Origin of the sequence: Roseovarius sp. MMSF_3298, from assembly GCF_030733705.1 — a bacterium.
Taxonomy (GTDB): Bacteria; Pseudomonadota; Alphaproteobacteria; order Rhodobacterales; family Rhodobacteraceae; genus Roseovarius; species Roseovarius confluentis.
In genome coordinates this window covers 1-19,169 of the sequence record NZ_JASHIN010000021.1, presented here as the reverse complement: position 1 = coordinate 19,169, position 19,169 = coordinate 1, and the positions used below count along the sequence as shown (strand labels likewise).

At 64.6% G+C, this 19,169-nt stretch carries 18 protein-coding genes; 6 read left to right on the top strand and 12 right to left on the bottom strand.

Annotated features, from left to right (window positions below; all coding sequences use genetic code 11):
* Positions 1-7: 7 nt before the first annotated feature.
* Positions 8-409, bottom strand: coding sequence for a DUF2177 family protein (locus tag RBB18_RS16950; RefSeq protein ID WP_306111650.1), 402 nt, complete (start codon positions 407-409; stop codon positions 8-10).
* A gap of 97 nt (positions 410-506) precedes the next feature.
* Positions 507-1,313, bottom strand: a complete 807-nt coding sequence (locus tag RBB18_RS16945) for an alpha/beta fold hydrolase (RefSeq protein WP_306111651.1) — start codon at positions 1,311-1,313, stop codon at positions 507-509.
* Between the two features lie 174 nt (positions 1,314-1,487).
* Here RBB18_RS16945 and RBB18_RS16940 point away from each other — a divergent pair, with 174 nt between their 5' ends.
* The gene (locus RBB18_RS16940; RefSeq protein ID WP_103763271.1) at positions 1,488-2,504 is read left to right on the top strand and encodes a ribose-phosphate pyrophosphokinase; all 1,017 of its coding nucleotides are present in this window, start codon (positions 1,488-1,490) and stop codon (positions 2,502-2,504) included.
* Between the two features lie 117 nt (positions 2,505-2,621).
* On the opposite strand, the gene RBB18_RS16935 is transcribed toward RBB18_RS16940, so the two are convergent.
* From RBB18_RS16935 to RBB18_RS16910, 6 genes are all read right to left on the bottom strand, one after another.
* A complete protein-coding gene (locus RBB18_RS16935) occupies positions 2,622-2,972 on the bottom strand; it encodes an H-type lectin domain-containing protein (RefSeq protein ID WP_103763270.1) in 351 nt (116 codons plus the stop codon).
* 124 nt (positions 2,973-3,096) lie between these two features.
* Positions 3,097-3,540 (bottom strand): F0F1 ATP synthase subunit epsilon, encoded by a 444-nt coding sequence (locus RBB18_RS16930; RefSeq protein WP_103763269.1) that lies wholly within the window; start codon positions 3,538-3,540, stop codon positions 3,097-3,099.
* 75 nt (positions 3,541-3,615) lie between these two features.
* Entirely contained in the window at positions 3,616-5,040 is a 1,425-nt protein-coding gene (atpD, locus tag RBB18_RS16925; RefSeq protein WP_103763268.1) for a F0F1 ATP synthase subunit beta, read from the bottom strand.
* Positions 5,041-5,060: 20 nt separating this feature from the next.
* Entirely contained in the window at positions 5,061-5,945 is an 885-nt protein-coding gene (locus RBB18_RS16920) for a F0F1 ATP synthase subunit gamma (protein WP_103763267.1), read from the bottom strand.
* Positions 5,946-5,960: 15 nt separating this feature from the next.
* A complete protein-coding gene (atpA, locus tag RBB18_RS16915) occupies positions 5,961-7,499 on the bottom strand; it encodes a F0F1 ATP synthase subunit alpha (RefSeq protein WP_103763266.1) in 1,539 nt (512 codons plus the stop codon).
* On the bottom strand, positions 7,500-8,066 hold the full coding sequence (locus RBB18_RS16910) for a F0F1 ATP synthase subunit delta (protein WP_103763265.1): 567 nt from the start codon (positions 8,064-8,066) through the stop codon (positions 7,500-7,502).
* 404 nt (positions 8,067-8,470) lie between these two features.
* Here RBB18_RS16910 and RBB18_RS16905 point away from each other — a divergent pair, with 404 nt between their 5' ends.
* Positions 8,471-8,830 (top strand): VanZ family protein, encoded by a 360-nt coding sequence (locus RBB18_RS16905; RefSeq protein ID WP_306111652.1) that lies wholly within the window; start codon positions 8,471-8,473, stop codon positions 8,828-8,830.
* On the opposite strand, the gene RBB18_RS16900 is transcribed toward RBB18_RS16905, so the two are convergent.
* Positions 8,827-9,579: a class I SAM-dependent methyltransferase gene (locus RBB18_RS16900; RefSeq protein ID WP_103763263.1), complete on the bottom strand. Its 753-nt coding sequence runs from the start codon at positions 9,577-9,579 to the stop codon at positions 8,827-8,829. The two genes, RBB18_RS16905 and RBB18_RS16900, sit on opposite strands and share 4 nt — an antisense overlap.
* Before the next feature lie 64 nt (positions 9,580-9,643).
* On the opposite strand from RBB18_RS16900, the gene gloB reads away from it, so the two are divergent.
* The 3 genes from gloB (at position 9,644) to RBB18_RS16885 (ending at position 14,001) form a co-directional block, all read left to right on the top strand.
* Positions 9,644-10,411 (top strand): hydroxyacylglutathione hydrolase, encoded by a 768-nt coding sequence (gene gloB / locus RBB18_RS16895; protein ID WP_103763262.1) that lies wholly within the window; start codon positions 9,644-9,646, stop codon positions 10,409-10,411.
* Positions 10,412-10,599: 188 nt separating this feature from the next.
* Complete coding sequence (gene clpA / locus RBB18_RS16890; RefSeq protein WP_306111653.1) at positions 10,600-12,933, top strand: ATP-dependent Clp protease ATP-binding subunit ClpA; 2,334 nt, start codon at positions 10,600-10,602, stop codon at positions 12,931-12,933.
* A gap of 45 nt (positions 12,934-12,978) precedes the next feature.
* A complete protein-coding gene (locus RBB18_RS16885; RefSeq protein ID WP_306111654.1) occupies positions 12,979-14,001 on the top strand; it encodes a M23 family metallopeptidase in 1,023 nt (340 codons plus the stop codon).
* A 31-nt stretch (positions 14,002-14,032) separates the two neighbouring features.
* Here RBB18_RS16885 and RBB18_RS16880 read toward each other — a convergent pair whose 3' ends face one another.
* The 3 genes from RBB18_RS16880 to RBB18_RS16870 form a co-directional block, all read right to left on the bottom strand.
* A complete protein-coding gene (locus RBB18_RS16880) occupies positions 14,033-16,147 on the bottom strand; it encodes a peptidoglycan -binding protein (RefSeq protein WP_306111655.1) in 2,115 nt (704 codons plus the stop codon).
* 3 nt (positions 16,148-16,150) lie between these two features.
* Complete coding sequence (locus tag RBB18_RS16875; RefSeq protein ID WP_245890476.1) at positions 16,151-17,374, bottom strand: biopolymer transporter ExbB; 1,224 nt, start codon at positions 17,372-17,374, stop codon at positions 16,151-16,153.
* Between the two features lie 103 nt (positions 17,375-17,477).
* Positions 17,478-18,008, bottom strand: a complete 531-nt coding sequence (locus RBB18_RS16870) for a gamma-glutamylcyclotransferase (protein WP_170067193.1) — start codon at positions 18,006-18,008, stop codon at positions 17,478-17,480.
* A gap of 83 nt (positions 18,009-18,091) precedes the next feature.
* Here RBB18_RS16870 and RBB18_RS16865 point away from each other — a divergent pair, with 83 nt between their 5' ends.
* Positions 18,092-19,096: a DUF2125 domain-containing protein gene (locus RBB18_RS16865; RefSeq protein ID WP_306111656.1), complete on the top strand. Its 1,005-nt coding sequence runs from the start codon at positions 18,092-18,094 to the stop codon at positions 19,094-19,096.
* Positions 19,097-19,169: the final 73 nt, after the last annotated feature.

Below are 19,169 nucleotides of genomic sequence, written 5' to 3'. Positions count from 1 at the left end.
CGCTGCCTCAGGCCCACCACCGCGCCACCGCGACACCCACCGTGGCCGACGTGCCCGTCAGCAGCGTGCCCCAGGTAAAGTCCGTGGCGACCATCCGCCACGTCCAATCCTTCAGCGTCGCAAGGTTGGTAAACTCGTAAGTGCCATAGCCCATCGCCCCGATCAGCGCCGCGGTGCCAAACACCCACAGCAGCGTCCGCTCCTGCTGGATCGCGGGCCAGCTGACGAACCACAGCACGCAGAAGATATAGAAGGCGTAGAAAACGACCGCCGGCCCCGTGCGCGGGCTGTCCAGCAGCAGGCCCTTGACGTCCTTCTCGAAGGTCGGCTTGATCAGGTAACTCAGGCCCAGGTAATCCAGCCCGAGGAAAACCGCGAAGGTCACGACGTAAAGAATGGCGATGGTCATGCTTGGCCTCCAGACCGGTTGAACGCGGCCCGAACCGCGCCGGTTCCTGCCGCCCCTCAAGAGCTAGCGTGAAAACCTTCAGGGCAACGCTTCTGCGTCACACGTTGCGCAGGAATCGCAGGATTTCCGCACTCACCTGCCGCGCATGGGTCAGCGGCACCATGTGCCCCGCCCCGGCCATGACCGCGCGCTCGGCCTTTGGCAATCGCGCCGCCAGCCCTTCGTTGATCGCACCGATGATGGCGGGCGAGGCGGTGCCTTCGATCAGCAGCACGGGCTTCGTCACGCCCTGCAGGACACCGGGCGCTAACAGGCTCCCCACATCATCGTACAGCGCGGCATGCCCCGCCTCGATCAGCGACATCTGCGTCGCCAGCCGGGCGCGCTCCGCCGAACTCAGGCTCTCCCACTCGGTGCCGTTCCCCCAGACGGACAGGAACGCCCGCGCCGCCGCATGTCCGTCACCAGCTTTCATGCCGTCGGTGAACCCGGCCATCTGCGCCGCGAAGCCGTCCCGCATCTGCGGGTGATCGGTCAGCGCCACAGCAAAGAACACCGGCTCGATCAGGACCAGAGACCGCACCAGCTCGGGCCGCATGACCGCCAGCCGCAACGCCACCGTCGCACCAAAGGAATGCCCGATCACATGCGCCGGACCATCAGCCAAGTCGGCGGCAATCTTCGCCGTCACCTCCTGGATCTCGCCGCGCCCGTCCCAGTCGCCACTGCGCCCATGACCCGGCATGTCGAACGCCGTCAGGGTCAGCGCCCCCGACAGGTGCCGCGCCAGCGCGCCCCACGTGCCCGAATGCGCCAGCGAACAATGGATGGCCAACGCTGGCTGCGGCCCTTGCCCGAACGTCGTCCAATACGTCGGAAACCCGGCTTTCAACGCCTCAGGCATCGCGCGTCACGGGGGCATCTGCGGGGAAATGCGGCAGGGTGCGTCTCATTTTCATGGCCTTTCGCGGCATTCGGCACCCTCGCCCAATGCATGTCTTTGCCAGACGTGCCACCCATGCTAATCGGTGTCAACGTCACGAATCTGTCAAGATCGACCACCCGGGGACCCTTTCACATGTCAGTCACTCACGAGCCGAAGCTCATTTCCGGCAACGCCAACATGCCGTTGGCCACAGCCGTCTCGCGCCGCATGTCCATGCATCGCGGCGTCAATGTCGGGCTCGTCGATGCCCGCGTCGAACGCTTCAACGACGGCGAGATCTTCGTCGAGGTATTCGAGAATGTCCGCGGCGAGGACATGTTCATCATCCAGCCGACGTCCAATCCGGCCAACGACAACCTGATGGAACTGCTGATCATGTCCGACGCGCTGCGCCGCTCGTCGGCCAAGCGCATCACCGCCGTCATCCCCTATTTCGGCTACGCCCGGCAGGATCGCCGCACCAAGGCCCGCACGCCCATTTCGGCCAAGCTGGTGGCCAACATGATCGTCGAAGCCGGCATCGAACGGGTCCTGACGATGGACCTGCATGCCGCCCAGATCCAGGGCTTCTTCGACATCCCCGTCGACAACCTCTACGCCTCTCCGGTCTTCGCGCTCGACGTGATGACCCAGTTCCGCGACCACCTCGACGACGTCATGATCGTGTCGCCCGATGTCGGCGGCGTGGCCCGCGCCCGGGAACTCGCCAAGCGGATCAATGCGCCCCTCAGCATCGTGGACAAACGGCGCGAAAAGGCCGGCGAAGTGGCCGAGATGACCGTGATCGGCGAGGTCACCGACAAGATCTGCGTGATCGTCGACGACATGTGCGACACCGCCGGCACCATGTGCAAGGCGGCCCAGCACCTGATGGACAACGGCGCACGCGAGGTTCACGCGTACACGACCCACGGCGTCATGTCCGGCCCGGCGGTCGAGCGGATCACCAACTCGGTGCTGAAATCCATGGTCATCACCGACACGATCCAGCCCACCGAGGCGGTCAAGAACACCCCCAACATCCGCATCATCCCCACCGCCCCGGTCTTTGCCCAGGCAATCCTGAACATCTGGAACGGCACGTCCGTCTCGTCGCTCTTCGAGACCCCGACGCTGGAGCCCATCTACGAAGGCCAGTTCGGCACCTGAGCCTGATCCGATCGAGTGGCTGAGCCACGCTCTATTGTTTGATTGGGGCCAGAGGAAAAGGCATGCCCGCGCGTCTTCCTCTGGCGAAAATTATCCCCGCCGGAGGCCCGAAACTCTTCAGTAGAGCTGCCAGTCGTCCTCGTGCGGGACGGCGCCGATCGCCATCCACCGGATGCGGGCGCGGGCCACGCGCGTGTCACCCCATGTGCGGAAAACCACATCGAACCCTGTTGCGGCCACGTTCTCGGCGGTAACGTCCGCGCGGGCGTTCGTCGCGCTTGCCATGTCCCACATCGACAGGCTGACATGCACCGAAGGCGGCTCTTTGAAAGCCGTCCCGAATTTCACCTTGCGGCGGCGTTCGCGGGCGCCGGTGCCGGTCCACATCTCGCCACCATCCTCGTAGTCGGAGAACAGGACGTCGTCGCCCTGTTCAATCCCCATGGTCTGATTGACAAGATACTTCATCTACCGCCGCGCGCCGTCACACAATTGGTTCTAATATCGCTTTTCGGCGAAATTGCGAAACAAAAAGGAAAAGGGCCCGACATTTGTGGGCCCTTTCCGAAACATGTCTTTTGCCCGACCGCGCTCAGGGAGCGGGGGCCTTGGACGAGGTCGAAAGACCGATCTGGTCGCCCATCGCCACCATGTCGGACAGCAGTTTCGCCGCGTCGTCCACCGGGCCGGGCTCGTTGACGAAGGTTTCCTGCGCTTTGGCCAGACGGTCGGTAGCCTCGTCGACCATCTTCTGAAACTCGTCCTGCGTCATGTCCTCGCGCGGAAGCGCGCGTTCGGCCAGGACCGAGATCGAGTCGGCGTTGATCTCGGCGAAACCACCGGTGACGACATACTCCTTGTCGCCCTCCGGGCCGGACACGCTGACGACACCGGGGCGCAGCGTCGTGATCAGCGGCGCGTGGTCGGCCATCGCCGTCATGTCGCCGTCGCTGCCAGGGATCTGCACCTGCGTCACCTCGATCGACGCCAGCAGGCGCTCGGGGCTCACCAGGTCGAATTGCACTGTATCAGCCATATTGGCCTCCGTTTCTGTCGCGCCAGGCTTCTCCCACCCCGCGGACCGGTCCGTAGGGTGGGTGAAAACCCACGCTTATGCGGCGTCCGCGGCCATCTTCTCGGCCTTGGCTTTCACGTCGTCGATGCCGCCGACCATGTAGAACGCCCCTTCGGGCAGGTGGTCGTATTCGCCGGCAACCACGGCCTTGAAGGACGCGATCGTGTCTTCCAGCGGCACCTGGATGCCGTCCGAGCCGGTGAACACCTTGGCCACGTCGAAGGGCTGGCTGAGGAAGCGCTGGATCTTCCGGGCGCGGGCCACGGTCAGCTTATCTTCCTCGGACAATTCGTCCATGCCAAGGATCGCGATGATGTCCTGCAGCGACTTGTAGCGTTGCAGGATCCCCTGCACGTCACGCGCCACCTTGTAATGCTCCTCGCCCACGATCTGCGGGTCCATGAGACGCGAGTTGGAGTCGAGCGGGTCCACCGCCGGGTAGATGCCCAGCTCCGAAATTGCACGGCTCAGAACGGTCGTGGCGTCGAGGTGGGCAAAGGTCGTGGCCGGTGCCGGGTCGGTAAGGTCGTCCGCGGGCACGTACACGGCCTGGATCGAGGTGATCGATCCCTGCTTCGTCGAGGTGATGCGTTCCTGCATCGCGCCCATGTCCGTGGCCAGCGTCGGCTGGTAGCCCACCGCCGAGGGGATACGGCCGAGCAGAGCCGACACCTCGGAGCCCGCCTGCGTGAAGCGGAAGATGTTGTCCACGAAGAACAGAACGTCGGTCCCCGACGCGTCGCGGAACTGTTCGGCCAGCGTCAGGCCGGTCAGGGCGACACGGGCACGCGCACCCGGCGGTTCGTTCATCTGGCCGTAGACCAGCGCCACCTGGGAGTTTTCCAGGTTCTCGGGGTCGATCACGTTCGACTCGATCATCTCGTGGTACAGGTCGTTACCCTCGCGGGTCCGCTCGCCCACACCGGCGAAAACCGAGTAGCCCGAGTGCACCTTGGCGATGTTGTTGATCAGTTCCATGATCAGAACCGTCTTGCCCACGCCGGCGCCGCCGAAGAGGCCGATCTTGCCGCCCTTGGCGTAAGGCGCCAGCAGGTCGACGACCTTGATGCCGGTGACCAGGATTTCCGACTCGGTCGACTGTTCCTCGAACTCGGGTGCGGGCTGGTGGATCGCGCGGGTCTCTTTCGCCTTGATCGGCGCGCCCTCGTCCACCGGCTCGCCGATGACGTTCAGGATGCGGCCCAGGGTGGCGTCGCCCACCGGCACGCTGATCGGGCCGTCGGTGTCGGTCACTTCCTGGCCGCGCACCAGACCCTCGGTGGAGTCCATGGCGATCGTGCGCACGGTGCTTTCGCCAAGGTGCTGCGCCACTTCGAGGACCAGCCGCTTGCCGTTGTTGTCGGTTTCCAGCGCGTTCAGGATCTCGGGCAGGTGGTCGGTGAACTGCACGTCCACCACGGCGCCGATCACCTGGGTGATTTTGCCTTTTGCTTTGGCCATTGTCGTCTCTCCGGTTGTTCTTAAAGCGCCTCGGCGCCCGAAATAATTTCAATCAGCTCGTTGGTGATCACGGCCTGACGCGAGCGGTTGTACTCGATGGTCAGGTCCTCGATCATCTCGCCGGCGTTGCGCGTCGCGTTGTCCATGGCCGACATCCGTGCGCCCTGTTCGCTGGCACCGTTCTCCAGCAGGCCGCTGAAGATCGCGGTCGCCACGCCACGGGGCAGCAGGTCGCGCAGGATCGCGTCCTCGTCGGGCTCGTAATCGTAGACCGTGCCGGCATCGTCCGACTCTTCGGCCGCTGCTTCGTCGACCTCGAAGGGGATCACCTGCTTTATCGTCGGCTTCTGGCTGACCACGTTCTCGAACTCCGAGAAGAAGATCTTGCAAACGTCGAAATCGCCCTGGTCAAACAGGTCCAGCACCCTCTGCGCGATCGCCTGCGCGTCGGCATAGCCCACGTTCTTGACGTCCGACAGATCGACATGGTCGATGAACAGATCCGCAAAGTCACGCTTCAGCGCGTCGCGGCCCTTCTTGCCCACGGTGATGACCTTCACGGTCTTGCCATCCGCCTGCAGCTTGTTGATCTCGCCCCGCGCCAGCTTGGCGATGTTGGCGTTGAACCCACCGCACAGACCACGCTCGGCGGTCATCACCACCAGCAGATGCACGTCGTCCTTGCCCGTCCCGCGCAGCAAAGGCGGCGCGTTCTCGGCGTCGCCCGCCGCGGCGGCCAGCTTGGACATCACGGCGTTGAACCGCTCGGCATAGGGGCGGGCCATTTCGGCCGCATCCTGGGCCCGCCGCAGTTTCGCGGCGGCCACCATCTGCATGGCCTTGGTGATCTTGCGGGTCGATTTGACCGACTCGATCCTGTTTTTTAGGTCCTTCAGACTCGGCATTGCCTCGTCACCCCCTTATCCGAAGTCGGCTGCGAACTCTTCGATGGCCGACTTGAGCTTGTCTTCGGCGTCGCCCTTGATCTTGGGATCCTCGTTGGTGATCCAGTCAAGAACGTCCTTACGCTTGCTGCGCATGTGGTTCAGCAGACCATCCTCGAACCGGCCAACCTGGTCGACCTTGATCTTGTCGAGGTACCCGTTGGTGCCCGCGTAGATGACGCAGACGATCTCGGCGTTGGTCAGCGGCGAATACTGCGGCTGCTTCATCAGCTCGGTCAGACGCTCGCCCCGGTTCAGCAGCTGCTGGGTCGAGGCGTCGAGGTCCGAACCGAACTGGGCGAAGGCCGCCATCTCACGGTACTGGGCCAGTGACAGTTTCACCGGACCCGCAACCGACTTCATCGCGTTGGTCTGGGCCGAAGAGCCCACGCGCGACACTGACAGACCGGTGTTCACGGCGGGGCGGATGCCCTGGTAGAACAGTTCCGTTTCCAGGAAGATCTGACCGTCGGTGATCGAGATCACGTTGGTCGGAATAAACGCCGACACGTCGCCGCCTTGGGTCTCGATGATCGGCAGCGCCGTCAGCGAGCCCGAGCCGTTGTCCTCGTTCAGCTTCGCCGAACGCTCCAGCAGACGGGAGTGCAGGTAGAAAACGTCACCCGGATAGGCTTCGCGGCCCGGCGGGCGGCGCAGCAGCAGCGACATCTGGCGATAGGCCACGGCCTGTTTCGACAGGTCATCGTACACGATCAGCGCGTGGCGGCCGTTGTCGCGGAAATGCTCCGCCATGGCGGTCGCCGAATAGGGCGCCAAGAACTGCATCGGCGCGGGGTCGGATGCGGTGGCGGCCACGACGATGGAGTATTCCATCGCGCCGGCTTCTTCCAGCTTCTTCACCAGCTGCGCCACGGTCGACCGCTTCTGGCCAACAGCGACGTAGACGCAGTAAAGTTTCTTGCTCTCGTCGTCACCGGCCGCGTCGTTATACGACTTCTGGTTCAGCATCGTATCGAGCGCGATTGCGGTCTTGCCGGTCTGGCGGTCGCCAATGATCAGCTCGCGCTGGCCACGGCCAACGGGGATCATCGCGTCGACCGATTTCAGGCCGGTTGCCATCGGTTCATGAACCGATTTACGCGGGATGATGCCCGGCGCTTTCACGTCGGCAACGCCGCGGCTCTTGGCCTTGATCGGGCCCTTGCCGTCCAGCGGGTTGCCCAAGCCGTCCACGACCCGTCCCAGCAGCTCGTCACCGATCGGAACGTCCACGATCGACTTGGTGCGCTTGACGGTGTCGCCTTCCTTGATGTCGCGGTCCGAACCGAAGATCACGACACCGACGTTGTCGTTTTCCAAGTTCAGGGCCATACCCATGATGTTGCCGGGGAATTCCACCAGCTCACCGGCCTGCACATTGTCGAGGCCGTGCACACGGGCAATCCCGTCACCGACTGACAGCACGCGACCCACCTCGGCAACTTCGGCCTCCTGGCCGAAATTCTTGATCTGGTCCTTAAGGATCGCAGAAATCTCTGCAGCTTGGATACCCATTTATCCGACCTCTTTCATTGCATTCTGTAGGGAATTGAGGCGCGAGCGGATCGACGTGTCGATCATCTTCGAGCCCACCTTTACGACAAGACCGCCAATGAGGCTTTCATCGACGGTCGCATTGATCTTCACGTCTTTTCCGACGGTGCTTTTCAGCGTCTCGGCCAGCTTCTTCGACTGTGCGTCGGTCAGCTTGACGGCGCTGGTCACATCGGCGGTCACTTCGCCCTTGTGGTCCGCGATACGCTCGTTCAGCTGGCGCACCAGTTGCGGCACCGCGAACAGGCGGCGTTTCTGCGCCATCAGCGCCAGGCCGTTCTTCAGTTCGGGCACGAGCCCCATCTTGTCCGCAACCGCCGTGATGGCGCGTTCCTGGTCTTCCCGGCTGACAACCGGGCTGCTGAGCAGGTCACGCAGATCGGCACTGTCATCAAGAGCGGCGGAAAGATCGGCGAGGTTCGTTTCAAGCTTGTCCAGCGAGTTGGCATCTTTGGAAAGCTCGAAAATGGCAGTGGCATAGCGTTCGGCAATGCCGGAGGAGATCGAAGCTGGTTCGGACACGTCCACCCTTCCGATAGTTCTGACCCCGGCTCGACAAAAGACGGCGCAAAGGCCGTCTTTACCAGGGTGGTTAGAGACGATGAAACTCGCGAGACATCGATTTTCGTGGGCGGTTTAGCAGACCGTTGTGAACCTCGCAAGCCAGCAGGACGGACTAAGACCCCGGCGGTCGCCCTTACTTTTCAATGACTTACGGGCTCTGCGACCGAATGCGCAATTTTATTGCGACAAAAATCGTAACTTTTCGTCGCTTTTTTGCGATTCCTTCCTGCGCAACCTGCACAGAAGTCAGGCATCAAAGGGTTTTGGCGCATCAAAAGCCGTTAACGCTACCACACTCTCAAGCACGCGCATGTGGGCCCACTTTCTTCCACGTTGCACAGCGTGCTCCATCTCCCTAAGGACGCCTGATGCCCCGTCCCTTCGCCTCCACTGTCCGTCTCGCCCACGTCCTGACCCTGGCGCTGGCGCTCGGCATCCTTGTCACCACGCTTTGGCCGTCGCACGGGCACCACCCGCCGTTCACATTGCGCGACAAGGTGCTTCACCTTCTGGCCTTCGCGGCCCTGATCCTGCCCATGGCCGTGACCGAACCGCGCCGCGCCCTGCGCTTCGCGCCCGTCTACATCGCGTTCGGCGCGGCGATCGAGGTGATCCAGCCAGCCTTCGGGCGCGGCGCCGAATGGCTGGACCTGCTGGCCGATGCGCTCGGCGTTGGGCTGGGCCTCGCCCTGGGGTGGGGGGTTCGCGCAGCCTTCCGGCGCCGTTAAACCGGCTTCGCCTCCGGTTTCGGCTTCGGCGCCAGCACCCCCAGCGGACTGCGCACCGTGTCCCGGATGGCCGAGCCGCGATCGGTCGGCGCGTGCACCCGTTTGGTGGCCTGCACGATCAACACCCCACCTTTCAGCACCACTGACAGCTTGCCGCCCATGTTTTCCCACATGCCCGCCGTCTTGCGCCAGAATTTCCGGTGCGACGGCGGCTGGTAAAGCGCGGTCACATGCCGCTCGGGCAGGAAATTGCGGGTCTTCAGCTGTGCCTCCAACTGGCTCTGGCTATAGGGTCGCCCGTACCCGAACGGCGTCCGGTCACTGCGCGACCACAGCCCGGCGCGGTTCGGCACCACGAAGAGCGCCGATCCCCCCGGCCCCAGCACCCGCCAGCATTCCTCCAACAGTTCACCTGGCCGCTCACAGGTCTCCAGCCCATGCACCAGCATCAGCTTGTCGACCCGCCCCGTTTCCAGCGGCCACAGCGTTTCCTCGCACAAAACGCTGATATTGGGCTTGTCGGCGGGCCAGTGGATCACGCCCTGCGGCGCGGGCATCAGCGCGATCACCCGCCGGCTGTCTTTCAGGTAGGGCCGCAGGAACGGCACGGCAAAGCCGTAACCGGCCACTGTCTGCCCCTTCGCTTCGGGCCACAGCGCCCTGATCTCGGCGCCCACGGTTTTCTGCACCGCACGCCCCAGCTGGTTGCGGTAATAGAAATTCCTCAGGTCCTGCACATCCAGATGCATTGCAGCCCGCGCCTCGATCCGTCACTCTCGGAACAAACATAACCACGAATTCAAGGATGGACCAATGACATTGCAGATCGAAACCGTCCCGTGCCTTTCGGACAACTACGCCTTCCTCGCCCACGACCCCGAAACCGGCGACACCGCCGTCGTCGATGTCCCCGAGGCCGCGCCGATCCTCAAGGCGCTGGCCGACAAGGGCTGGTCCGCCACGCATGTGCTGATCACCCACCACCATGCCGACCACGTGCAGGGCCTGGACGAGCTACTGGCCGAACATGACGCAAAGGTCGTCGGCCACGCCGCCGACGCCTCCCGCCTGCCAAAACTCGATATCGCGCTGAATGACGGCGATACGGTCACCATCGGCTCCGACACCGGCACCGTCATGGATGTCTCGGGTCACACCATCGGCCACATCGCCTTTCACTTCCCCGACAGCAAGGTCGCCTTCACCGCCGACAGCCTGATGGCCTTGGGCTGTGGCCGCGTCTTCGAGGGCACCATGCCGCAAATGTGGGACAGCCTGTCGAAGCTGGCCGCCCTGCCGCCCGACACGACCATCTGCTCGGGCCATGAATACACCGCCGCCAACGGGCGTTTCGCGGTCACTATTGATCCCGACAATCCGGCGCTTATATCAAGGGTCAAGGCGGTCGAAGCCGCCCGCGATCAAGGGAAACCGACCGTTCCCTCCACCCTGTCCGAAGAACTGGCCACCAACCCCTTCCTGCGTGCCACCGATCCCGCCGTGCAGGCGCATCTGGGCATGACGGGCGCCGACGCCGCCGACGTGTTCGCCGAAATCCGCACCCGAAAGGACAATTTCTAGGCGCGCCCACGCGGGCTGGCCAAATTGTCACGGCATGGCCTGTAAAAGCAGCTTTTGTAAGATAGGAAAGGGAAAAGTGAACGGGTTTGGGAAAAAAGTCCTTGAAGGCTGGCCTGTATCGACCAAACTTTAATCATATAAGGCGAAGGTCGTGGGACCGGCCCTAGCCCAAGCAGAGGGAGCACACCGTGCCGTCATTCTCGAACACCCTTGAACAGGCAATCCACGCCGCATTGGCCCTGGCCAATGCTCGGCAACATGAATTCGCGACGCTGGAACACCTCCTGCTCGCCCTGATCGACGAGCCCGATGCGGCCCGCGTGATGAAGGCGTGCAGTGTCGATACCGAGGACCTGCGCACCACGCTGGTCGAATTCATCGACGATGACCTGTCCAACCTAGTTACCGACATCGAAGGCTCCGAGGCGGTTCCGACCGCCGCCTTCCAGCGCGTTATCCAGCGCGCCGCCATCCATGTGCAATCCTCCGGCCGCACCGAGGTCACGGGCGCCAACGTGCTCGTCGCCATCTTCGCCGAGCGCGAGTCGAACGCCGCCTACTTCCTTCAGGAACAGGACATGACCCGCTACGACGCGGTCAACTTCATCGCCCATGGCGTCGCCAAGGACCCCGCCTACGGCGAATCCCGCCCGGTGCAGGGCGTGGGCGAGGAAGAATCCGAATCCGCCAAGTCCTCCACGGAGGGCGAGCAGGTGGAGAATGGCGAATCCGCGCTGGCCAAATATTGCGTCGATCTGAACGAGAAATCCCGCCAGGGCGATGTCGACCCCCTGATTGGCCGCGACAGCGAGGTCGAGCGCTGCATCCAGGTGCTCTGCCGCCGCCGCAAGAACAACCCGCTTCTGGTGGGCGATCCCGGCGTGGGCAAGACCGCCATCGCCGAAGGCCTGGCGCACAAGATCGTCGGCGGCCAGACACCCAAGGTCCTGTCCAAGACAACCATCTTCTCGCTCGACATGGGCGCGCTCCTTGCGGGCACGCGCTACCGCGGTGATTTCGAGGAACGGCTCAAGGCCGTCATGACCGAGCTTGAGGAACATCCCGACGCGGTGCTCTTCATCGACGAGATTCACACCGTCATCGGCGCCGGCGCCACCTCGGGCGGCGCGATGGACGCCTCCAACCTGCTGAAGCCCGCGCTTCAAGGCGGCAAGCTGCGTTGCATGGGCTCCACCACGTTCAAGGAGTTCCGCCAGCATTTCGAGAAGGACCGCGCCCTTTCCCGCCGGTTCCAGAAAATCGACGTGGTCGAACCCACGGTCGATGACGCGATCAAGATCCTCAAGGGCCTCAAGCCCTATTTCGAGGAGCATCACAGCGTGAAGTACACCGCAGAGGCCATCAAGTCCGCGGTGGACCTTTCGGCGCGCTACATCAACGACCGCAAGCTGCCCGACAAGGCCATCGATGTCATCGACGAAGCCGGTGCCGCACAGCATCTCGTGGCGGCCTCCAAGCGACGCAAGTCAATCGGCCCCAAGGAGATCGAGAATGTCGTGGCCAAGATTGCCCGCATTCCCCCGAAAAACGTCTCCAAGGACGATGCCGCGGTTCTCAAGGATCTCGAAGGCTCGCTCAAACGCGTCGTCTTCGGTCAGGACACTGCGATCGAGGCGCTGTCGGCGGCGATCAAGCTGTCCCGGGCCGGTCTGCGCGAGCCTGAAAAGCCCATCGGCAACTACCTCTTCGCCGGCCCCACCGGCGTGGGCAAGACCGAGGTGGCGCAACAGCTGGCCGATACGCTGGGCGTGGAACTTCTGCGCTTCGACATGTCCGAATACATGGAGAAACACGCTGTCTCGCGCCTCATTGGCGCACCTCCGGGCTATGTCGGCTTCGACCAGGGCGGCCTGTTGACCGATGGCGTCGATCAGCACCCGCATTGCGTGCTGCTGCTGGACGAGATCGAAAAGGCCCACCCGGACGTGTTCAACATCCTTCTGCAGGTGATGGACCACGGCAACCTGACCGATCACAACGGCCGCACGGTGAACTTCCGCAACGTGGTCCTGATCATGACCTCGAACGCCGGCGCCACCGAGCTTGCCAAGTCGGCCATCGGCTTTGGCCGCGACAGCCGCGAGGGCGAAGATACCGCCGCGATCGAACGCACCTTCACGCCGGAATTCCGCAACCGGCTGGATGCGGTCATCTCCTTCGGCGCGCTGCCCAAGGATGTCATCCTGCAAGTGGTCGAAAAGTTCGTGCTGCAACTCGAGGCGCAGCTGATGGATCGCAACGTGACCATCGAACTGACGAAGCCCGCCGCTGAATGGCTGGCCGACAAGGGCTATGACGACAAGATGGGCGCGCGTCCGCTTGGCCGCGTGATCCAGGAACACATCAAGAAGCCGCTGGCAGAAGAACTGCTCTTCGGCAAGCTCTCCAAGGGCGGTGTGGTCAAGGTTGGCGTCAAGGATGGCCAGATCGACCTGCGCATCGAAGGGCCGGAGCATCCGCGCCTTTCGGGCAAGAAGCCGCCGTTACTCACGGCCGAGTGACACCGGCGCAGGCTTTGCGATAGACTACATGACGGGCGGCATCCAATGCCGCCCGTTTTCCGTTCGACCAGCCTGCGAGATGACCCCGTGCCGACACGCCTCCCCCTTGCCGCCCTTGCCATCGCCCTGCTGACCGCACCTGCCCTGGCCGAGCCGCCCACGCTTGCGCTGCCCATCGACTGCGCCCTGGGCCAGACCTGCTATATCGAGGATTACGTCGACCTCGACCCCGGCCCGGGCCAGCACGACTTCATGTGCAGCCTCAAAAGCCGCGACGGCCACCGCGGCACCGACATTCACCTGCTCTCGTTCGAGGCGATGGATCAGGGCGTCAACGTCCTCGCCGCCGCCCCGGGCCGCGTCGCCGCCCTGCGCGATGGGATGGAAGACACCCCCGTGACCGAAGAGACCCGCGACGCCATCGCAGGCCGGGAATGCGGCAATGCCGTGCGCATCGACCACGGCAGCGGCTGGCAGACACTCTATTGCCACATGAAAAAGGGCTCTATCGCCGTGACCGAAGGACAGGAGGTCGACAGCGGCACGCCCTTGGGTCAAATCGGCCTCAGCGGCCTCACCAACGCGCCCCACATCCACCTTTCGGTCCTCAAGGACGGCGAGGTGATCGACCCGTTCCTGCCCGAGGCCGAGCCGGGCACCTGCGGCACCGCCACCGGCCCGGGCCTTTGGGAAAGCGCCCTGCCCTATGACCGCGCCGGGCTTTTCACCGCCGGTTTCTCCACCGCCGTGCCGGAATTCGATGCCGTGAAATCCGGCGACGCCCGCGTGTCCGAGACCACCCCCGACACGCCGCTGGTGCTCTACGGTCACGTCTTCTACGCCCAACCGGGCGACACCATGCGCGTCACGGCGTCCGGCCCCGAAGGCGAAATCTTCACCCATTCCGAAACGCTCAACGCCCCGCAGGCCCAGCTTTTCCGCGCCTATGGCCGCCGCGCCCCCGAGGGCGGCTGGCCCCCCGGTGCCTATCGCGGCTACGTGACGCTGGAACGGGACAGCCAGGTGCTGGCCAACCGCCACGCCGACATCATCGTTCTGGCCGAGTAGCGCCACCGGGATGTCCGCGACAGGCTCGCGCCTACTTCTCCGTCAGCTTCAGCTCGATCCGCCGGTTCTGCGCCCGCGCCTCGGGGGTGTCGGCGGGGTTGACCGGCTGGTACTGTCCGAACCCGTTGGCTGACAAACGCTCCGGCGGCAGGCCCAGGAAATCCACAAGGTAGCGCACCACCGACAGTGCCCGCTGCTGGCTTAGCTCCCAGTTGTCCTCGAACCGCGCGCCCGCGCGCACCGGCACGTTGTCGGTGTGCCCGTCCACCTGGATCACCCAGTCGATATCCTCGGGAATATTCTCGGCCACCGTGCGCAGGATGTCGGCCACCTTCGCCAATTCCCCTTCACCCGCGTCCGACAGGCGCGCTTCACCCTGTGCGAACAGTACTTCGGACGAAAACACGAAGCGGTCGCCCACGATCCGCACGCCTTCCTGTTCTTCCAGCAACTGCCGCAACCGGCCAAAGAACTCCGACCGGAACTTCTCCAGGTCCGCACGTTCCGCCTCCAGCCGCTTGCGCTCGGCTTCCTCCAGTTCGCGCCGCCGCCGTTCCTCGGCCGCCACCCGCGCCAGCGCGGTGTTCAACTCGTTGCCCAGCGATTGCAGCTGCACTTCCGATGCGGCCTCGCGCGCCTTGGCATCGTCCAGAAGCGCCTGCAACTGCCCCAACTGATCACGCAATGCGCGCACCTGCTGGTTCAGCAGCGCCTCTTCCTCTTGCGCCTCGTCGGCCAGCGAACGCTGCCGGTCCAGCTCCGCCTGCACCTGCCCCAGCATCGCCGCCCGCTGCTCGGCTTCCGTCAGCCGCGCTTCGGCCTCCTCTTCGGCGGCCAGCTTCGCGGCCAGGGCCGCGGCAAGCTGCGCGCGCACATCTTCCGCCGACATGGCCTCCGCCGTGGCCGCCTCGTTCGCCGCCATCAAAGACGCGATCCGCTTGTCGCGCGCCTGCACATCTGCCTCCAGCGCCTCGACTTGTCGCCTCAAATCCGCGATCAGATCGGCATTCTCCACCGCCTCGTTCTCGGCGGCGGTCTTGGCCGCCAATGCCTCGGCCAACCGCTCTTCCAGACTTGCCGCGGTCTGCGCCACCTCGCCGCTTTCCTTACTCAAGGCGGCCAGTTCCGCTTCGGTCTCGCTCAGCCGAAGCTGCAACTCCTCGGCCCGCACCGTCTCGGCCTCCATATCCGCCAGCGCCTGCGCCAGTTCCGCCTCGACAGAGTTCAACTGAGAGCGGGTCACCTCCTGTCCGCTCTCGGCCTCCGTCAACGCGGCTTCGGCCTCCTGCTGCGCCATCAGCGCCGCCGCCAGCCGCACGTCCAGATCCTCCTGCGCGTCCTCGGCCGCGGCCAGCATGGCCAGCGTTTCCTCGGCTTTCCTGCGCTGTTCCTCCAGCGCCAGCGTCATCGCCGTCAGCTCCGCATCCGCGTTTTCCAAACGATCACGCAGCGCCTCCGCCGCAGCCGCCTCGGCCAGCCGCGCCTTCTCTTCGTCCGACAATTGCGCCTGCAAATCCTCGACCTGCGCGGTCAGCTCCGCCTGCGCCGCCTCATCCGCCTCGGCCTCGCCGCGCAATTCCGCGATCATCGCCTCCAGCGCATCGGCCTGCGCCGCCGCCAACCGTGCGGCTTCTTCCTGCGCATCGATCTCGTCGCGCAAACCCGCCAATGCCAGCTGCAGCTGCTCCTGCTCGCTCAGCAACTCTTCGCGCTGGCCTTCCAGGTCCGCAATCGTGCCAAGGTTTTCGTCGCGCTGCGCCAACAGCCCCGCCACCTGTTCCTCGAAACTGGCGATCCGGGCCTCTGCCTCGGCGATCTGCGATTCCTGTGCCGCGATCAGCGCCGCCTGCTGTTCCTGCCGTTCCCGCGCATCGCCCAGCGTCGCGGTCAGCGCACCCACCCGCTCGGTCAGCGTGGCGTTGCGGTCCTGTTCCAACCCCAGCGCCCGGCTCAGCGCCGCCACTTCGGACGACAGCTCGTCCAGCCGGCTTTCCTGTCCGCTGATCGTCTCGCGCAAAACGAACTGCACCACCATGAAGATGGTCAGAACGAACATCAGCACCAGCAGAAGGCCCGTCATCGCATCCACGAATCCCGGCCAGATAGAGGCCTGGAATCGTGCGCCGGTGCGCCGTGACAGGGCCATCGCCTAGCTCCCCTGCTCCCGCTCGGTGCGGCGCAGTGCCCGTGGCGCCGCATCGCTTCGCCCATGGCTCGACGCCAACTGCCCGATCGCCCGCGACAGCGAATTCAGGTCGGTGCGCAACTCGCTCATGCTTTCCTGCCGCCCGGCGCTGATTTCCTCCAGGATGCGCAACATCTGCACGTCGATCGACCGCAGCCGCATCCGGCTTTCCGCGTCGATCCCACCGCTCTCGCCCTCGTGGCTCGCCATCTGCCGGATCAGCTCTTCCTGCCCGTCCGCCACCCGCGACAACGCGTCATGCAGAGGCGCGCTATCGGTCAGACGCGCGGTCAGCTTCTCCATCGAATCCGCCAGAAGCCCCAGCTTTTCGTCCACCATCGCGCGGCTTACGTCGGATTGCGTCAGCATCAGCTGCAGGCTCTCCATCTGCTCGCCCATGTGGTCGACGACGCTGGCCATCACGCCCGCCTCGCTGCCGCCCTCGCCGTCACCCGACGCAAGACCGACCCGCGTGATCGTCGACATCCACTCTTCCAACTCGCGGTAAAACCGGTTCTGCCCGTGCCCCGCGAAGAGCTCCAGAAGGCCCACCACCAGCGACCCGGCAAGGCCCAGGAGCGAACTGGCAAAGGCCACGCCCATGCCGCCCAACTGCGATTCCAGCCCGGTCATCAGGCGGTTGAACACGTCCACGCCTTCCTCGCCGTCCTGCGGGGCCAAGCTGCGGATCGTGTCCACCACCGCCGGCACCGTCGTGGCCAGGCCATAGAACGTCCCCAAAAGACCGAGGAAAATCAACATGCTGGTGATGTAGCGCGTGATCTCCCGTGCCTCGTCGATCCGCTGTGCCACCGAGTCGAGGATCGACCGCGCCGAGCCCGACGCGATCTTCATCCGCTTGCCGCGCTGCTTCAGCAGGGTCGCCAGGGGTGCCAGCAGCAGCGGCGCCTTGATATCCTGGGGTGTTTCCCGTTCTTGGACAAACCCCTCGATCCAGCGCACCGAACCGATCAGCTGGTACATCTGCCAGAAACAGGCCACCACCCCGATCACAAAGACGAACAGGATGAACCCGTTCAGGTACGGGTTGGCCTGGAACACCGGCAATACCCGCGGCAGCGCGAAGAACGCGCCAAGCCCCGTCAGGGCCAGCACGATCAGCATCAGCGTGATCTGCCTCACGGGGTGTGAAAAGTTGGGCTCGACCTCACGGTCCGGCTGGTCCATCTGGACGGCTCCCGGCGCGGTTATTGTTTGGCGACACCCTACGCGTTAACCACTTTGAAGCCAAGGTTTTAAAGCGTTTTCCGCACCGTCGCCGCAGGTTTGCTCAGACCCCGATCCCCTTCACCCGCCGCACCAGCCAGTCCAGTTCGGGATCAACGATGCCCAGCTCCTCCAGATGCGCGACGGTCTGGAAAAGATACTCGTGGTTCGGCCCCCGCCCGCCATGCGCGCGCGCGATGATCCGGGCCTGTTCCTCCAGGTCCAGCCCGCCGCAATACTGCACGTGATCGGCGTCGATGACATAGGTCAGCGCCCGCACCTGCCGCCCGTCGCGCAGCATGATGTCCAGCTCTTTCTCAAGATAGGCCGCCGACACCAGTTCCCGCTCGCGCAGATAGGCCAGCACCTTGTCCTCTTCGTCCTCGTGCACCGCCAGCGCCACACCCCGGCACAGCGCATCCGGGCTTTCGTCCAGCGCCAGCACAAGGCCGGGGTTCTCCTCGGTGCCGCGGTGGTGGATCGAGCGCATGCAGAAGCTGCGATGATAGCCCGGCAAGGCGGCCAGCACGCGCTGCACCGGCGTGAAGCCGGGGTTCCACACCAGCGACCCATAGCCGAAAACCCACATCGTCATTTTTCCGCTCCTTGCGCTTTCCCCTGCCCCCTAATCACTTTAAATACCACTCGGCAAGGGCTCGGAAGAAGGCTGATAGGCAGATGCGCGGCATGTTGATCCTGATCGTGGTGGCGGCCCTGGCATGGTCCGTCTACTGGGCCGTCGGCTCCACCGGCGCGACCAAGGCGTTCGAGGCGTGGTTCGAGGGCCGTCGCGCCGATGGCTGGGTGGCCGAGTATTCCGACCTCACGACCCGCGGCTTCCCCAACCGCTTCGACACCACCTTCACCGATGTCAGCCTCGCCGACCCCGACACCGGCCTTGCGTGGGAGGCACCGTTCTTCCAACTCTTCGCGCTCAGCTACAAGCCCAACCACATCATCGCCGTCTGGCCCGATCATCAGCTGGTCGCGACGCCCCGGGCCAAGTACGACGTGACCAGCACGGACATGCGCGCCAGCCTTGTTACCCGCGCCGCGCCGGGCCTGCCGCTGGATCGCCTGACCCTGACCGCCGAAAATCTCGCCATTCAGCCTGACACCACCGTCCAGCCGACCACCGCCGACAGCCTGACGCTCGCCGCCGAACGCTCGACCGCCGCCGACAGCAGCTATCGCCTGGGCCTCAACGCCGACGGGTTTACCCCTGCGCTTGACTGGCGGGTCAAGGTCGATCCCGGCGACACCCTGCCCGACTCGCTCGAGGCGCTGTCGGTAGACATGACCGTGGCGTTCGACAAGCCCTGGGACCTCTCGGCGATCGAGGACGCCCGCCCCCAGCCCCGCCGCATCGAGCTCAAGCTGGCCGAAGCCCGCTGGGGCCGGCTGGAATTGCAGGCCGCGGGCGAGGTCACGGTCGACGCCGCCGGCATTCCCACGGGCGAAATCACCGTCAAGGCGCGCAACTGGCGCGACATCCTGCGCCTCGCCGTGGACAGCGGCGCGCTGCCACAGGGCTTTGCCGGCACGCTCGAAGACGGCCTCGCGCTGGTGTCGCAAATGGCCGGCAACCCCAAGACGCTCGACATTCCGCTGGGTCTGCGCGATGGCCGCGTTCTCTTGGGCCCGGTGCCCCTCGGCCCCGCGCCAGTACTGCGCCTGCGCTAGGCGGCGTCTGCATTTAGCTGATCCACGCCATAGCGCAGGCCAGGTCTACGAAGGCTTTGAACGAGGTGACCGA

What these genes read in the sequence shown, in the direction of transcription:
- RBB18_RS16950 (WP_306111650.1), bottom strand. Translation starts at nt 409, where the DNA reads ATGACCATCGCCATTCTTTACGTCGTGACCTTCGCGGTTTTCCTCGGG.
- RBB18_RS16945 (WP_306111651.1), bottom strand. Translation starts at nt 1,313, where the DNA reads ATGCCTGAGGCGTTGAAAGCCGGGTTTCCGACGTATTGGACGACGTTC.
- RBB18_RS16940 (WP_103763271.1), top strand. Translation starts at nt 1,488, where the DNA reads ATGTCAGTCACTCACGAGCCGAAGCTCATTTCCGGCAACGCCAACATG.
- RBB18_RS16935 (WP_103763270.1), bottom strand. Translation starts at nt 2,972, where the DNA reads ATGAAGTATCTTGTCAATCAGACCATGGGGATTGAACAGGGCGACGAC.
- RBB18_RS16930 (WP_103763269.1), bottom strand. Translation starts at nt 3,540, where the DNA reads ATGGCTGATACAGTGCAATTCGACCTGGTGAGCCCCGAGCGCCTGCTG.
- atpD (WP_103763268.1), bottom strand. Translation starts at nt 5,040, where the DNA reads ATGGCCAAAGCAAAAGGCAAAATCACCCAGGTGATCGGCGCCGTGGTG.
- RBB18_RS16920 (WP_103763267.1), bottom strand. Translation starts at nt 5,945, where the DNA reads ATGCCGAGTCTGAAGGACCTAAAAAACAGGATCGAGTCGGTCAAATCG.
- atpA (WP_103763266.1), bottom strand. Translation starts at nt 7,499, where the DNA reads ATGGGTATCCAAGCTGCAGAGATTTCTGCGATCCTTAAGGACCAGATC.
- RBB18_RS16905 (WP_306111652.1), top strand. Translation starts at nt 8,471, where the DNA reads ATGCCCCGTCCCTTCGCCTCCACTGTCCGTCTCGCCCACGTCCTGACC.
- RBB18_RS16900 (WP_103763263.1), bottom strand. Translation starts at nt 9,579, where the DNA reads ATGCATCTGGATGTGCAGGACCTGAGGAATTTCTATTACCGCAACCAG.
- gloB (WP_103763262.1), top strand. Translation starts at nt 9,644, where the DNA reads ATGACATTGCAGATCGAAACCGTCCCGTGCCTTTCGGACAACTACGCC.
- RBB18_RS16885 (WP_306111654.1), top strand. Translation starts at nt 12,979, where the DNA reads ATGCCGCCCGTTTTCCGTTCGACCAGCCTGCGAGATGACCCCGTGCCG.
- RBB18_RS16880 (WP_306111655.1), bottom strand. Translation starts at nt 16,147, where the DNA reads ATGGCCCTGTCACGGCGCACCGGCGCACGATTCCAGGCCTCTATCTGG.
- RBB18_RS16875 (WP_245890476.1), bottom strand. Translation starts at nt 17,374, where the DNA reads ATGGACCAGCCGGACCGTGAGGTCGAGCCCAACTTTTCACACCCCGTG.
- RBB18_RS16870 (WP_170067193.1), bottom strand. Translation starts at nt 18,008, where the DNA reads ATGACGATGTGGGTTTTCGGCTATGGGTCGCTGGTGTGGAACCCCGGC.
- RBB18_RS16865 (WP_306111656.1), top strand. Translation starts at nt 18,092, where the DNA reads ATGCGCGGCATGTTGATCCTGATCGTGGTGGCGGCCCTGGCATGGTCC.